General features: G+C 47.7%; 12 protein-coding genes, 1 tRNA gene, 1 other RNA gene and 1 pseudogene. 7 read left to right on the top strand and 8 right to left on the bottom strand.

All coding sequences use genetic code 11. From position 1 onward, the window contains the following. Positions 1-41: 41 nt before the first annotated feature. Positions 42-2,270, bottom strand: a complete 2,229-nt coding sequence (gene pflB, locus AM1_RS01905) for a formate C-acetyltransferase (RefSeq protein ID WP_041658748.1) — start codon at positions 2,268-2,270, stop codon at positions 42-44. Positions 2,271-3,059: 789 nt separating this feature from the next. On the opposite strand from pflB, the gene AM1_RS01900 reads away from it, so the two are divergent. After that, positions 3,060-5,813: a bifunctional acetate--CoA ligase family protein/GNAT family N-acetyltransferase gene (locus tag AM1_RS01900; protein ID WP_012161100.1), complete on the top strand. Its 2,754-nt coding sequence runs from the start codon at positions 3,060-3,062 to the stop codon at positions 5,811-5,813. Between the two features lie 73 nt (positions 5,814-5,886). Here the strand turns inward: AM1_RS01900 and AM1_RS44195 are convergent. After that, positions 5,887-6,133 (bottom strand): annotated as a pseudogene (locus AM1_RS44195) (amino acid ABC transporter substrate-binding protein); the annotation flags it as partial. Continuing rightward, entirely contained in the window at positions 6,082-7,059 is a 978-nt protein-coding gene (locus AM1_RS01895) for a site-specific integrase (RefSeq protein ID WP_012161098.1), read from the bottom strand. The gene AM1_RS01895 and the pseudogene AM1_RS44195, both read right to left, overlap by 52 nt. 47 nt (positions 7,060-7,106) lie before the next feature. Here AM1_RS01895 and AM1_RS01890 point away from each other — a divergent pair, with 47 nt between their 5' ends. After that, positions 7,107-7,907 carry an IS5 family transposase gene (locus AM1_RS01890; RefSeq protein ID WP_012161097.1) on the top strand — a complete coding sequence of 267 codons (801 nt, stop codon included), beginning with the start codon at positions 7,107-7,109 and terminating at the stop codon, positions 7,905-7,907. On the opposite strand, the gene AM1_RS01885 is transcribed toward AM1_RS01890, so the two are convergent. Continuing rightward, positions 7,904-8,086: an Arm DNA-binding domain-containing protein gene (locus AM1_RS01885; RefSeq protein WP_041658739.1), complete on the bottom strand. Its 183-nt coding sequence runs from the start codon at positions 8,084-8,086 to the stop codon at positions 7,904-7,906. The two genes, AM1_RS01890 and AM1_RS01885, sit on opposite strands and share 4 nt — an antisense overlap. 244 nt (positions 8,087-8,330) lie before the next feature. Beyond that, positions 8,331-8,404: transfer RNA gene (locus tag AM1_RS01880), tRNA-Pro, on the bottom strand. A 233-nt stretch (positions 8,405-8,637) separates the two neighbouring features. Between AM1_RS01880 and ffs the strand changes: the two genes are divergently transcribed. From ffs to AM1_RS01870, 3 genes are all read left to right on the top strand, one after another. Further along, positions 8,638-8,734, top strand: an RNA gene (ffs, locus tag AM1_RS38215) — signal recognition particle sRNA small type. 112 nt (positions 8,735-8,846) lie between these two features. Further along, entirely contained in the window at positions 8,847-9,206 is a 360-nt protein-coding gene (locus tag AM1_RS01875; protein ID WP_012161096.1) for a hypothetical protein, read from the top strand. A 44-nt stretch (positions 9,207-9,250) separates the two neighbouring features. After that, the gene (locus AM1_RS01870; RefSeq protein ID WP_012161095.1) at positions 9,251-9,646 is read left to right on the top strand and encodes a hypothetical protein; all 396 of its coding nucleotides are present in this window, start codon (positions 9,251-9,253) and stop codon (positions 9,644-9,646) included. Between the two features lie 51 nt (positions 9,647-9,697). Here AM1_RS01870 and purM read toward each other — a convergent pair whose 3' ends face one another. Further along, positions 9,698-10,759 (bottom strand): phosphoribosylformylglycinamidine cyclo-ligase, encoded by a 1,062-nt coding sequence (purM, locus tag AM1_RS01865; protein WP_012161094.1) that lies wholly within the window; start codon positions 10,757-10,759, stop codon positions 9,698-9,700. A 725-nt stretch (positions 10,760-11,484) separates the two neighbouring features. Here purM and AM1_RS01860 point away from each other — a divergent pair. After that, positions 11,485-12,492 (top strand): septal ring lytic transglycosylase RlpA family protein, encoded by a 1,008-nt coding sequence (locus AM1_RS01860; RefSeq protein ID WP_012161093.1) that lies wholly within the window; start codon positions 11,485-11,487, stop codon positions 12,490-12,492. Between the two features lie 97 nt (positions 12,493-12,589). Here AM1_RS01860 and psb32 read toward each other — a convergent pair whose 3' ends face one another. Then, positions 12,590-13,309 carry a photosystem II repair protein Psb32 gene (gene psb32 / locus AM1_RS01855; protein ID WP_012161092.1) on the bottom strand — a complete coding sequence of 240 codons (720 nt, stop codon included), beginning with the start codon at positions 13,307-13,309 and terminating at the stop codon, positions 12,590-12,592. Positions 13,310-13,507: 198 nt separating this feature from the next. Then, positions 13,508-14,209: an HAD family hydrolase gene (locus tag AM1_RS01850; protein WP_012161091.1), complete on the bottom strand. Its 702-nt coding sequence runs from the start codon at positions 14,207-14,209 to the stop codon at positions 13,508-13,510. A 145-nt stretch (positions 14,210-14,354) separates the two neighbouring features. On the opposite strand from AM1_RS01850, the gene AM1_RS01845 reads away from it, so the two are divergent. After that, a complete protein-coding gene (locus AM1_RS01845) occupies positions 14,355-14,912 on the top strand; it encodes an SRPBCC family protein (RefSeq protein ID WP_012161090.1) in 558 nt (185 codons plus the stop codon). Positions 14,913-14,920 lie beyond the last annotated feature (8 nt).

The following is a 14,920-nucleotide window of genomic DNA, read 5'->3' as shown; positions in this document are numbered from 1 at the left end:
GGGAAACTTCCCCTTAGTCAGGTAAGGGGAAGCAGGGGTAGCTAGAACCGACTGTGAAAGGTGCGGCTGACCACGTCTCGCTGTTGTTCGCGAGTCAGCTTGATAAAGTTGACGGCATAGCCAGAAACCCGAATGGTCAGTTGAGGATACTGCTCGGGATGTTCCATGGCATCCAGTAGGGTGTCACGGTTGAGCACATTGATGTTGATATGCTGGCCCGTATTGTGGAAGTAGCCATCCAGTAAGCCGACGAGATTGCGGTCTTGGTCAGTCTCCCCTTTGCCCAAGGCCTGGGGCACGATGGAAAAGGTATAGGAAATGCCGTCTTGGGCATGTTGATAGGGGAGCTGGGCGACGGATTCGCAGGCTGCGATCGCACCCTTCGTATCACGACCATGCATGGGGTTCGCCCCTGGCCCAAAGGGTTCACCCGCCTTGCGGCCATCGGGGGTACTGCCAGTCTTTTTGCCATAGACCACGTTGGACGTAATCGTCAGAATGGATTGGGTGGGTACTGCATCCCGATAGGTTTGATGCTGGCGAACATGATTCATAAACCGCCGCACCACCTCCTGGGCAATCGAATCCACCCGTTCGTCATTGTTGCCAAAGGCCGGGTAGTTGCCCATTAACTTATAATCGATGGCCAGTCCCGCGTCATCGCGAATCACCTTGACTTGGGTATGTTTGATCGCTGAGAGAGAGTCCGCTACCACCGATAGCCCGGCAATGCCGCAGGCCATGGTGCGATACACATCACGATCATGGAGGGCCATTTCCAGGCGCTCATAACAATACTTGTCATGCATATAGTGAATGACATTGAGGGTATTGACGTAGAGCTTGGCTAACCAGCCCATCAGCACATCAAACTTGGCCATCACCTCGTCGTAGTCCAGGATGTCTGCCGTAATCGGCGCATAAGCGGGGGCAATTTGCTCCCCCGATTTTTCATCCTTGCCGCCGTTAATGGCATACAGCAGCGCTTTCGCCAGATTCACCCGGGCTCCAAAGAACTGCATTTGCTTGCCAATGCGCATAGCGGACACACAGCAGGCAATACCATAGTCATCCCCATACTCGGTTCGCATCAAGTCGTCGTTTTCATACTGGATGGAGCTGGTATCAATGGAAACCTGTGCACAGAAGCGCTTAAAGTTGTCGGGGAGTTGTTCTGACCACAGCACGGTGAGGTTGGGCTCTGGCGCAGGACCAAGGTTATAGAGGGTATGGAGGAATCGAAAACTGGTGCGGGTGACCAAGGTCCGTCCGTCCAGGCCCATGCCCCCAATCGATTCTGTGACCCATACGGGATCACCGGAAAACAGTTCGTTATAGGCCGGGGTGCGCAGAAACCGGACCATCCGCAACTTCATCACAAAATGGTCAATTAGTTCTTGGGCTTCCGCTTCTGTTAGGGTGCCTTGGTTCAGATCCCGCTGAATATAAATATCTAAAAAGGTGGAGACTCGGCCTAAGGACATGGCTGCCCCATTCTGCTCTTTGATCGCCCCTAGATAGCCAAAGTAGGTCCACTGCACGGCTTCTTGGGCGGTGGCGGCGGGTTGACCAATATCAAACCCATATTGATCCGCCATCTCTTTTAGCTCTTGCAGGGCACGAATCTGCTCCGAGAGTTCCTCCCGGTGCCGAATTACGGTTTCGTTGATCGCATCTACTTCCAAAGACAGTAGTTGCTGTCGCTTATCGTTGATCAGGAAATCAACCCCATACAGGGCCACCCGGCGATAGTCACCAATAATTCGGCCCCGGCCATAGGCATCAGGTAAGCCCGTGATAATGCCAGAGTGGCGGGCCAACCGCATCTCGCGAGTATAGGCATCAAATACCCCATCATTATGGGTTTTGCGATATTGGGTAAACGTCTTCAGGGTGCCTGGATCGAGCTTATAGCCATAGGCTTCCAAAGATTTCTGCACCACCCGAATTCCCCCCAGGGGCATAATGGCTCGCTTGAGGGGCTGATCCGTTTGTAAGCCCACAATTTGTTCGAGATCAGGAGCAATATAGCCCGGCGCATGGGCCGTAATCCCCGCCGGGACTTGAGTGTCGGCATCCAGAATGCCCTGTTGCCGCTCCACATCCATCGAAAAAGAGACTTTGTCCCAGAGTAACGAGGTGCGATCGCTCGCTGCTGCTAAAAAAGTCTCATCCCCGACATAAGGGGTGTAGTTACTTTGAATAAAGGCACGGACGTTTACCTCTTGCATCCACTGCCCGGCCTGAAAACCTGTCCACTGTTTAAACATCGTGCAGGCACCTCCAGTCATCACACCAAAGTGATCGTAAATAGTGAATTATTGTTGCTCACGACTCTTTTGCAAATCGCGCATTTATCCTTGCTTTTAATATACAAAATTCAACCCTAAAAATCCGTGATCTGAGCAACAAGATCCTACTTTAAACTATTTCTTAATTAACAACTTTATTGTTTGAAAATAGTCAATTAAAACAATAGTTTTGTTGTTTTTATAGCTAGAATATTCTATGAACAAGAGAATATAATCATTTTGTCGAGCCATATTTCACAGAGAAGGAACCTTTCTATCCCTTGTATAGAGTTATCTGAAGAGATAGCATCTCACAAATATTGAGAAAGAGCAGCTTGAAGAGATTTGATTATGATATGGCTATATAACTTCCATTAAGGACCCAGGAATTATAGATCTTAACCTCTTTTTAAAAAGGTTGATCTATATGTAAAATAGTGACTTAATTGACTTAAGTCAAAAGCGCTTTCGTCTAATATTTACTTATTCATTGAAATCGCAGGGGCGATTGTATTTTTGTTGACACTCAATCTGACTAGCAGCAATTATAATTCGGCCCATCTGTAGCAATCGCCATGAAATAGACTCTAGACTCACTGATGCTCCACAACACTTTCACCCAGTAATCATTGAGGTAGCCATCACCTCTCCAAGTTGCCTATCACTAGCTCCTGAAGTCGATCCAACCAAAGCTTCAGTCCAGGCCACACTCAGCTCATCATTCCTTTAACTAACCTCACCGACCTCTTCATTGCATGACATAAGCCCATGATGACAACGCCCTCCGTTGATCCAGCCCATGATATTCTTCGCTACGACTACACCCCCCTACAGCCTTTTTTTGCCCCCCGACGGGTTGCTGTGATTGGCGCCACAGAAAAACCCAATAGTGTCGGACGCACCCTTCTGTGGAATCTAGTTAGTAGTCCCTTTGGCGGCACTGTATTCCCTGTTAATCCCAAGCGTTCTAGTGTGCTTGGGATTAAGGCTTATACAGATATTCTCTCGATCCCTGAGCAAATCGATCTGGCTGTTATTGCCATACCTGCCCCTCGAGTACTGTCTGCAGTCCAGCAATGTATTCAGGCTGGCGTCAGAGGAGCGATCATCATTTCTGCGGGTTTTAAGGAAATTGGTGAAGCGGGACAGCAATTAGAGCAGGAGATTTTGCAAACGGCTCGTCAGGGCAATTTACGAATTATTGGACCAAATTGTCTGGGTCTCATGTGTCCACCCTATGGTTTGAATACCACCTTTGCCAGTACGATGGCGCGCCCAGGAAACGTTGGGTTCTTGAGTCAGAGTGGCGCATTATGCACCTCAATTCTGGACTGGAGCCTGCGGGAAAATGTGGGTTTTAGTGCCTTTGTCTCCATTGGCTCCATGCTAGATATCAGTTGGGGAGACTTAATTTACCACCTAGGCGACGACCCCCATACCCACAGCATTGTCATCTATATGGAAGCGATTGGAGATGCCCGATCTTTCCTCTCGGCAGCGCGGGAAGTTGCCCTAAGTAAGCCCATCATTGTGATCAAAGGCGGGCGAACTCAAGAAGCTGCTAAAGCAGCTGCCTCCCATACGGGGTCGCTGATGGGCAGTGATGATGTCTTAGACGCCGCTTTCCGCAGATGTGGGGTGTTGCGGGTGAACACCATTGATGAGCTATTTAATATGGCCGAGGTACTGGCGAAGCAGCCGCGTCCTCAAGGCAATCGCCTGACCATCGTGACTAATGCTGGGGGACCCGGTGTCCTAGCAACAGATTCCTTAATTCGCGGAGGTGGTCATCTCACTCCGCTAGCACCCGAAACCCACCAAGCTTTAGATAACTGTTTACCTACAGAATGGAGTCACCATAATCCCATTGATATTTTGGGAGATGCTACCCCCGAACGCTACGCTCAAGCCCTCCAAATTGCCGCCCAAGACCCAGGCAGTGATGGCCTATTGGTAATTCTCACACCCCAAGCCATGACCGATCCCCGGCAAACCGCCCAAACCCTGATTCAAACAGCCCAAGGCATTACCCATAAGCCCCTCTTGGCGAGCTGGATGGGTGGAGAGGATGTTGCGGCAGGGGAAGCCCTGCTCAATCAAGCGGGTCTGTTTACGCTGCCCTATCCCGATACAGCTGCTCAGGTTTTTAACTTAATGAGTCAATATAGCTATCGGCTGCGTTCTCTCTATGAAACCCCTGTCATTGAAAACGCTGAGACTTTGGATCGGCAGCGCATGGAGCAGATATTAGTGGATGCTACGGCATGTGATCGCACCCTTCTGAGCGAATGGGAATCCAAGCAATTCCTCCAGTCCTACGGTATTCCGACTGTGCTTAGCCATTTGGCCCAAACCCCTGAACAAGCCGTCGCGTTTGCGGAGACCCTCGGCTATCCCGTTGTCCTCAAACTCCACTCCCACACCATTACCCATAAAACGGATGTGGGGGGTGTCCATCTTAATCTCCCTAATGCTGCCGCAGTGCAAGCCGCCTTCACCTCGATTCAGCAGAATATGCAGCCCTATGGTAAGCAAGCCTTTTTAGGCGTAACCGTCCAACCGATGCTAAACCACGAGGGCTATGAACTGATTCTAGGAAGTAGTTCTGATCCTCAATTTGGCCCCATCATCCTCTTTGGGTTGGGTGGACAGTTGGTGGAAGTCTTCCAAGACCGGGCCTTAGGATTGCCACCCCTCAATTCCACCCTGGCCCGCCGCCTGATGGAACAGACCAAAATCTATCAAGCATTACAGGGAGTGAGGGGACACCAATCCGTTAATTTGGATCAGCTAGAGCAGATTTTAGTTAAGTTTAGTCATCTCATCGTTGAGTATCCCCAGATCAAGGAAATTGATATTAATCCTCTGCTTGTCTCAGAGCATCACATCGTAGCCTTAGATGCCCGGATTATTCTCTATCCCCAAGCCGAAAAGCAGCCCATTCGCACTGCCATTCGACCCTACCCTTCTCAATATGTCCACCAGTGGACCATGGGTCATGGCTGGCCAGTGACGATTCGGCCCATCCGTCCTGAAGATGAACCTCTGATCGTTCAATTCCATCAAAATCTCTCCGAGGAGAGTGTGTATTTTCGCTACTTTCATCTGATGAAGCTACAAACTCGGGTCTCCCATGAACGACTCACTCGCATCTGCTTTGTTGATTATGACCGTGAAATCGCTCTGGTCGCCGAGTATCGAGATCCCCAATCTCTAGATCATCAGATCTTAGGCGTCGCCCGATTGAGTAAACTGCATGGCACTCAATCGGCGGAGTTTGGCATCCTGATTCAGGATCAATTTCAAGGCCAAGGATTGGGGACAGAGCTGCTTAAATCACTGTTACAAATTGGCGAAGTGGAAGGTTTAGAAGCTATCAAGGCAGATATTCTCCCGGACAACAGAGCGATGCAGTCTCTTTGCAAAAAGATGGGATTTCAGCTCAAGCACCAAGGAGATTCGATTGAAGCTATCCACCAGAAGCTGCCAACTTCAGTGAATCTATCAGGGTTGAATTGCTAAACAATTCCCTCTAACGCTTCACCTATCAGAAGCATTAGGGCAATGGCAGTCCAAATAGAGAGATTCAAACCATCTACAGATCATCTTCAGGAATCTCTTCCTTAAAATCAATCACAAGCTGCATGGTTTCCAAAACGAGTCCCCGTAAGTCTTTAGAAAGAGGCACTTTGGCCTGTGGCCCAAACCAACGATCGGAAGGTGGTGACGTAAGGTTCTTTGCTCTTGAGATACCCCTCCATAAAGCGAACCAGGGTGTAGTTCACTTGGTCTACAAACTTGGAATTGTTCTCCGGGACCATGCAGGCAATTCCCTCTTTCGCGCTCTTTCATCATTAGCGAGGGCATGACTGATCACGGTATGGCGCGTTGCGTAAGGCTTCCGATATTCAATCCCCGTCTTATTCAGCACGCCCTTCCAGGCTCGACGCCGAAAGGTATGGTCATTGATTGGCCCGCCTTTGGGGGCTGGGAAGACCAAATCCTGTGGCTGAAACAATGGAGGTTTGCGGGCAGCTAACAATTGGCTGATTTTTGAAGTCAGAATAATGGTTCTTGCTTTGCCGGTCTTCGTTGTTTTCCGCACTCCCCGAGAAACAGACTCGCCAAACCACACCGTCTTCAGGTCATCTGCAATATGCTGCCACTGCAGACCTGCGGCTTCCCCTAATCGGCAACCCGTCCCAAAGAGAAACGTGACAAAGTCAGCGTAGTGGGCATAGTAGCGATCTGATCTAAACGCCGCTTCAATGGCCTTCACCTCTGCCGCCGTAAACGGCTTAACCCGCTGCTTCGGTGCAACCTTCACCCGTTCAAGAACCCCATCCCAAGGATTAGCATTGAATTCAATCAGATGCTTGAGTCTGCCCCAATCCCAGCAAGCCCGGATCAGAATCAGATAGTCTTTCGTCGTTCGATCGCTACAGTGTTCTTTTAAATGGGCGGCAAAATCACCCGTGTCAGCAATACCGATATACTCAACTGGTTTGTGCTCAAAAAAACGCTGTAACTGCCTCAATGCCCCAGTGTACCGGCAGAGACTACCCACCTGTAGTCCTTTCTCCTTCTCCTGATCGGTCATAAATTTCTCGAACACTTCTCCCGCTGTAATCTGCTCAAGATGTTTGTGAGAGGCTCGTTTGGGTTTGTATTTCTTGAGGGTGCTGTCAAAGTTGCCAGAAATAATATCCAGCTCGATTTGGGAAGCCTTCTGCTTAGAGGCTGTTTGAGAAGTGAGTAAAGCTCTCAAGGTACTAATCTGTCAATACACAAACACTGGACAGGACCTAGAGAGCAATGCCTACAGCATATGATAGCGACCTCACCACCCTGCAATGGGAATTACTTGAGCCTTTGATTCCTGCTGCTAAACCTGGAGGTAGACCTCGCACCACTGATATGCTCAGTGTTCTCAATGCCATTTTTTATCTCGTGGTTACAGGTTGTCAGTGGAGACAACTACCTCATGATTTTCCCTGTTGGTCAACGGTCTATAGCTATTTTCGAAGGTGGCGCGATGATGGGACTTGGAGTCAAATCAATGAACATCTACGCATGCAAGTGCGGGTGAGTGAAGACCGTCATCCCAGTCCCAGTGCCGCTATCTGCGATGCTCAATCGGTCAAAGTCGGCAATCCTCGGTGTCACTTGATTGGGTTTGATGGTGGGAAAATGGTCAAAGGTCGTAAACGTCATGTGCTCGTTGATACTTTGGGGCTGGTTCTGATGGTGATGGTCACCGCTGCAAATATCTCTGACCAACGAGGGGCCAAAATACTGTTTTGGAAAGCTCAACGCCAAGGTGCGAGTTTGTCCCGTCTAGTTCGGATATGGGCTGATGCAGGCTATCAAGGACAAGCTTTGATGAAGTGGGTAATGGACCGTTTTCAATATGTCTTGGAAGTGATCAAACGCTCAGATAATCTAGCGGGGTTTCAGGTTGTTCCCAAACGATGGATTGTAGAACGGACGTTTGGATGGTTGTTGTGGTCTCGACGTCTTAATAAAGATTATGAGGTGCTGACTAGGACGGCTGAAGCGCTTGTTTATGTGGCGATGATTCGACTCATGGTTCGAAGGCTAGCGCAGGAGCACTAAAACTTCTCAAACAGCCTCTTAGCAAAAGTCCGATTGACGGCAGTATCGGGCAAGCCCACTGCCATGGCATAGCGCTTTCCCTCATAGTTCCACCGTAGCCGAAGACGTCCATCGTCATTCTCAACTTTGACGAGCTTCCTACCACTTTTTGTGCTTCCTGACTTTGAAGTGCTTGCCATGATAGAGTTTTAGCGATTTTATTTCCTGCTACTTGCCGTCCTGCCAGTTTTGCTGGCCCTCATTCCAGCGAAGTTTAGATATGGTAAGACTTTCAGTGATTTTATTTTCTACCAATTTCCTACCAGTTTAGCACCCAACTGTGCCCAAACACGCCTAAACTCGTCGACTTAGTGACAATAGAAAAAAGCCTAGAAGTCTTGATTCGAAGCCCTAGACCCTTTACTAGAAATACTTTTGAAGAAATCGGGATGAGAGGATTTGAACCTCCGGCCCCTTCGTCCCGAACGAAGTGCGCTACCAAACTGCGCTACATCCCGTTATAGAGTATGTATTGAATACCCTCGCACCTTAGCCTAGCATCATGATGGCTTACCCTTCAGACTGGTAAACAGTTTGTTTATAGATGACAACTAGCAACAGATTATATATAATCACCACTGTGTGAGGAGCGAACTAAAAAAGGGCATCAAGACGAAACACGGCCAGTCGTTGATGCCCTTTTTTGCATTTTGTTGGGTTAATCCGAGACAACGGTGTTAGACTATATGTTGGCTCGGACCCATGCGATTACAACGCCTCAATCTTGTCAGGACCGGAAGGTAGCAGCAATACGGGATGCTTGTGATAGGCGTGGACTCCGGGTCACTTTTGTATCTGGATATAATGATATTGAAGGAGCCTAAAATCGCTACGTTTCTCTCAAGATTTTAGACCTGCCTTTACCCCTGTCCCACAAAACGATTGGATTCCTAATAGGCAATGAACGACCTTCCTGATTTTGTCAAAAAGGCCTTTTACCTTGGAGTTGGCGTTGCCTCCTATGCAGGGGAACAGGCTGGCAATAAAGTTGCTGAAATCCAAGAGCGAGCTCAGCAGCTGGCCGACGAAATGATTCGACGTGGCGAGATGAGTACTGACGAGGCAAATCGGTGGCTCAATCAATTTAATGACACCCCCGCACAAGTCTCGGTAGAAGAGGTTCCCTATCCCGATCAGCCTCAAACGATTGAACTTGTGACAGGAGACGAAGCTGAAGAGAGGGATCCATCTGAGTCAGAGGATATTCACGCACAAGTTAATGAGCTTGAAGAAGAACTACGCCGCCTCCAGGATTCATAAATAGCACTCCTCATAATGCCTTTTGCCAGATTAAAGGACTGTTAATGGCTGATTTGTCTAGGGATATACAAGCATGTCTACAGCAGATTCTTCATCAATCTGAGCAGATGTTTGATGCTTCTGTAGACATGCTGGATCAAACCCTTTCCCAGATTGAGCAAGGGGTGGAGGAGTATGTTGAACCAATAGTGAAAGAGATTGAACAGGGACTAGACGAGGTGCTTGATCCCATTATTGTCGATCTCATTGCGTTTGAGCATGAGCTGGAAGAGATGGCTTCACCCTTAACCCAACGGCTTTATCCCCTATTCGATCAGCAGCCTGCTTGTGTTGGCTGTCGCCATTATTATGGCAAAACCTATGGAGAGACCTTTCTAGTGTGTGGCATGCATCCTTATGGTGCTTCTACCAATTCCTGTCCAGATTGGGAGTCTTGTTAAGGTGCTTTCTGGGTTCAGGGATGTCTGAGTCTTTTTGGGACAACCCATGGTTTAACTCTCAGCAATTGGTAATCCCAGCACTGACTGGTCTCCCGGAACCACTGAACCAATCTCATAAGCTAAAATTTGATGTTTACCCAACCAGTCTAGGGTTGTTTGGGTTTGCTCTGGGGCAACGACCAACATAAATCCGATCCCCATATTGAAGGTCTCAAACATATCGGCTGGACTCACCTGTCCAGCCTCTGCAAGCCATGCAAAAATAGGTGGAATCGGCCATTGTCCGGTGTTGAGCTGTAGGGATTGATCGGGTTGTAAGCAGCGAGGCCCATTCTCAGGTAATCCGCCTCCGGTGATATGGGCCATGCCGTGAATATCTAAGCCGGAGCGAAGAGCAGACAAGACGGGCTTGACGTAAATTTGAGTTGGCGTCAGAAGAGTTTCGCCTAGGCTCATTCCCCCTAGCCTTTCAGGACAGTCTTGCCAATCCCATCCAGGTTCTGCTCGATGGGGATTGATGCCTTCAGCTACGATCTTTCTCACTAGGCTAAATCCATTACTGTGAACGCCCTGACTGGCTAAACCAATTACAGAATCTCCAATGTTGATCTTGGTTCCATTCAACAGTTTCTGTTTATCGACAATCCCAACGCAAAAGCCTGCGAGGTCATATTCACTGGGCTGATAAAACCCAGGCATTTCGGCGGTCTCTCCCCCTAGCAGGGCACATCCAGCTGTTTTGCAGCCTTGGGCGATCCCAGCGATGACTTGTTTGAGCTGTTCAGGTTGGAGTTGGCTAGTGGCGAGATAATCCAGGAAGAATAAAGGCTCTGCTCCACAAGTCAGCACGTCATTAACACACATGGCGACTAGATCGATGCCAACGGTGTGATGCTGATTGAGAGCCTGGGCCAACTTCAGCTTAGTGCCGACGCCGTCAGTCCCTGAGACTAGAACTGGTTCTTGATAGCCTGTCGGTAATTGAAATAGGCCATTGAACCCCCCTAGATTGCCTAAAACTTCTGGGCGAATGGTGTCGGCCACCATCTGCTTGATATCACTGACAAAGGTCCGTCCTGCCTGTACGTCCACACCAGCGTCACGATAATCCATGCCCAAACCTTTCCGATACCTAAGAGCAACATGACATATTGACAGATTATGATCCACCAAAGCAATACATCATCAAGACCAAATCAATCTAGTTATAGTCAGCTAGAAAAATGATCTTAAAAAATTGCTGACTAAGAACGATATTTACCTCTTAATTATTAACGCCATCTACTATTAATAAATTTGCCAGAACTGATCGATAAAAATAACCTATGGGTTCTCTGATATCTATCGCTATAAAATCTACTCAAAATCTCTGATGACTATATATAGATGGGTTTTAAGGCTTTTTGAAGGATGGGAGTATGTGGGGCTTTTTGGGTGATATTTGCAACTGTCAATATTATTCCTGTGCTAAAAATATCTATGAAAAATGATATCCTCAGCTGATTAAAGTATTTGAATATTCAAACGGCAGAAATGTACTGATAGTTTTTACTAATCAATTGTCTGGAGTTCTTAATCGCCTGAAGATATTAATTTTTCTTGCTTTCAGCACTTTAAACATTAGTGAATGCCAAATACACAATGTTTGTAATAAGTAAGTTTTAGTCTTGGTCTCAGCAGAATCCCTGATTTCAGCAACCCAAAGTTCGTGATAGGGTAATTAAGTTCTGTAAAGGAAGGTTGAATCCTGTAAAGGTTAATAGAGTCTCCACCGTACTTTGTGTTAAGGAAGACTGTTTTCAATCTTGTCCTTCTATACTCTCCAGGCAAGAGCATTCATGAGAAATAAACTGGTTTTAACTGGCCTAGCTGCCGCACTCACGGTATCCGTTGTGAGCGCACTGAGTACGAGTGAGGCCAATCAAACCCTAGAAGTAGAAAAGTCTGCTCCAGAGACAGTCCGTGAGCAAGATGCATCAATTGAAGCCTCGGATGAGGCCGATGCGTCTGAAGAGGCTCAAGATGCTGATGCGGTTAAGGTCGGAGACAGTCAACCTAAGGGCGCGGTTAGTGACAAGCCTGCGATCGCAAAGATTCACGCCTATGAAAAATCGGGTCGACCGGCCGCTACCTTGTATGTGCGTAATATCCCCGTCGTTACGTTTCTAGGGACAGAAAAGTCTGCTGAAACAGAGAAAGTCGCTACAACTAAATCAGAAACCGCTCAACCTGAAGCGAATCAGCAAGATCCGGTCTGGCGGGCCACAACCGTTGCCGCCAAGATTAATCAGTTGGATCGAGATGGGGTTGATGCCAATAACATTAAGGTCATTTGGGATAAAGAACGCGAGAGCTATGTAATTAAGACTAGCGACGCCCACATCCTGGAAATGAGCGAGCTAACGATACTCCCCAAAACTACCAAGGATATGGGAGATGACGCCCTGAAGATTACGAATCTACTGCGTCGTCAAATGGGGACTACTGTGGCGCTAAAAGACATTCCCGGTCGCCCTAAGCCTCCTGCTCCTGCCGTTGCCGCAACATCTGTCCGGTATCAGGTCAATGGCGAAGCCTCTTGGTATGGCCCAGGCTTTCATGGTAACTACACTGCCAATGGTGAAGTTTATAATCAGTACGCATTGACCGCAGCTCATAAAACCTTGCCCTTTGGGACCCGAGTCAGAGTCACCAATCTGTATAACGGACGTTCTGTGGTTGTACGAATCAATGACCGTGGACCGTTTATCCCTGGACGCATCATTGATTTATCCCAAGGTGCTGCTCAACTGATTGGTGTGACCAGTAGTGGTGTCGCTCCCGTACAGATGGATATTCTGCAATAGTTAAGCGTTAGCTTTCAGCTTAAAAAAGCAGCTCCAAATCTGGGGCTGCTTTTTTAAGCTGAATTGCTAGAAAATCAGGATGAGAAGATCTTCTAGCCTATGAACGCTGATAGTAGAAATAGGTCAGCATCGGAATGGCTGTTGCCAGAATTAATAAAACAACGACTAGTATGGCGGAGCTGGTGTCATTGGTTTCTTCTGCAGTACGGAAATTACTTTCAGCAAAAGCGGTGACTTCAACTTCAGGTGGACCCGGATCTTCTTGCCCACTGATCACAGCTGCAAATCGATCCCCAGCTCCAATAAAGGCCTCGTTGTAGTTCCCTTTACGAATCGGAATTAGCAGATTATCAAAGGCGATACTTTGAGCCGTTTCTTCAGAAAGCAATTTCTGGGCTTCTTGGCCCACTAGAATCGCAGGGGCATTGGTGCGAGCATCATAAACTAGCAAGACTTGGTTTGCTTGGTCTTCTGCTGTAGGGAACCACTGTTCAAATAAGGTGTTCGCAAAACTATCTGCGGTCTCACCATAATTAAGACCTCGAATGGTAATGACCCTAACGTCTGTCCCTGTCTGCCGGGATATCTGTTTAAGGGTTTTATTCACCGATCGCTCAGTAACGACACTCAGAAGTTCTGCCTTATCGGCTAACCAAGTCGACTGACTTGCGGAAAGATTGGGGATATCCTCAACAACGGTTGCCAAGGCCGGAGGAGACCAAAGCGGCAATCCGACCAGGAGGGTAAGCAGGCCAACAATCAACCACCGCTGTAGTTGTCCCTTCCAATCCCATAGTTTGTTGAGTTGAACTTTCATCCTAGATAACCTTCAATCAATGTATTTCAATGAGCCACCGTGCATGCAGCAGTGTATGCAAGCAATTCACTCTATTCATACTATTGATCCGTTGCCCTGGGATCAACAATTGTAATGAAGCTGATAAGAGTTGCTTAAGTCTGTGATTGATGGCCTTGAGAATAGGAAGTGAGACCACCCAAATACGGTGAGTCCTTTTCAAGCAGAAGCACTGGACATCAAGATCTGCTCAAGGATTAAGTCCGTTGCGGCAGCAATATCATCCAATATGTAGTCTGGATGATAAGCAGAAAGTTGGGCTTGATCCCTAATGCCAGACAAAACTGCGATCGCAGGTAGGTTTTGGGACTGAGCCGCAATAATGTCCGCTTCCGTGTCACCCAACATCCATGTTTGATCTGGGGGGAGTTCCTGCACCGCCTTTTGCATCAGCAGGGTTTTATCTTCAATATCTTGAGTCTTTAGATAGTCATTGGTCAGACAATACCGTCGTTCAGGCCGAAAAAATCCATCTAAACCATAATTCGACAGGGCGAAGTCTAATTCTCGGGTTCGTCTCATGGTCATCACCACGAGTTCTACTCCCCTGGACTGGAGTTTTTGTAGTGCTGAAAGGGCGCAGGGAATGATCAGATCATGCTTGAAATAGGGCATCGTATGAACAGTAACTCGGCGTAAATGGGCAAAGTCCTTTGCCTGTGATTCATCGAGTCCTGAATAGATGCCAATTTGAGTCTCAGGGATTCTTGATCGTTTTAGAGACCAGAATTTTGACTTAGGTAGCAGGTTTATAGCTTGCCCCGGTCTAGAAATAGTGGTTAGACAATACTGATAAACCTGATAATACCGTTCAGATACATCAACAATCGGACCATCAAAGTCTGTAATTAAGCGGGGCATCGATTCATCTTTTCCAAAGCATTGCCAAACAATGCAGATACTTTCTTTATGAACGGTATATTTTAAGTATTGTAACGTGTTATCACTGGTCCTTGTCCTCAAATAGAGATGCTAATACTAACCTTCTACCGCCTGCAAAGACAGCATGGAAACTGATTTAAGCCTCGTAGACACGCCTGATGAACAGTTGGAATCAGACATTACCCCAGAAGAGCTGGCTGCTGTCACCTTAGAAACACAGAAATTAGAGAAACGGCATCGACAAATCCAAGCCCAGATTTCTTTGCCCTTTTCACCTGAGCAAATCTGGGATGTCCTCATTGACTATGAAGCCCTAGCCGACTTTATTCCTAATCTGGCTAAAAGTGAGCGTATCCCTCATCCGGAAAGCATTCGCATTGAACAAATTGGCGTTAAGAATGCGTTATTTCTGAAATTCTCGGCCCGGGTTGTGCTGGATATGGTGGAAGATTTCCCCCATGCCATTCAATTTGAAATGGTTGAAGGTGACTTCAATGCCTTTGCCGGCTCTTGGGAAATGACCCAGAATGAAGATCAGTCAGGCACAACCTTAACCTACACCTTGCAAGTCTGCCCAACCCGTTTAATTCCGGTGAAAGCGATAGAAATGCAGCTAGGGAAAGACCTGCCACGCAATCTAATCGCGATTCGTCAAAGGCTTTACCAGGTCTATGGTGGCTAGCAGTTCCC

The organism is Acaryochloris marina MBIC11017 (assembly GCF_000018105.1).
GTDB lineage: Bacteria > Cyanobacteriota > Cyanobacteriia > Thermosynechococcales > Thermosynechococcaceae > Acaryochloris > Acaryochloris marina.
The sequence above is the reverse complement of the archived record's forward strand: the minus strand, read 5'-3'. Positions and strand labels throughout refer to the sequence as shown.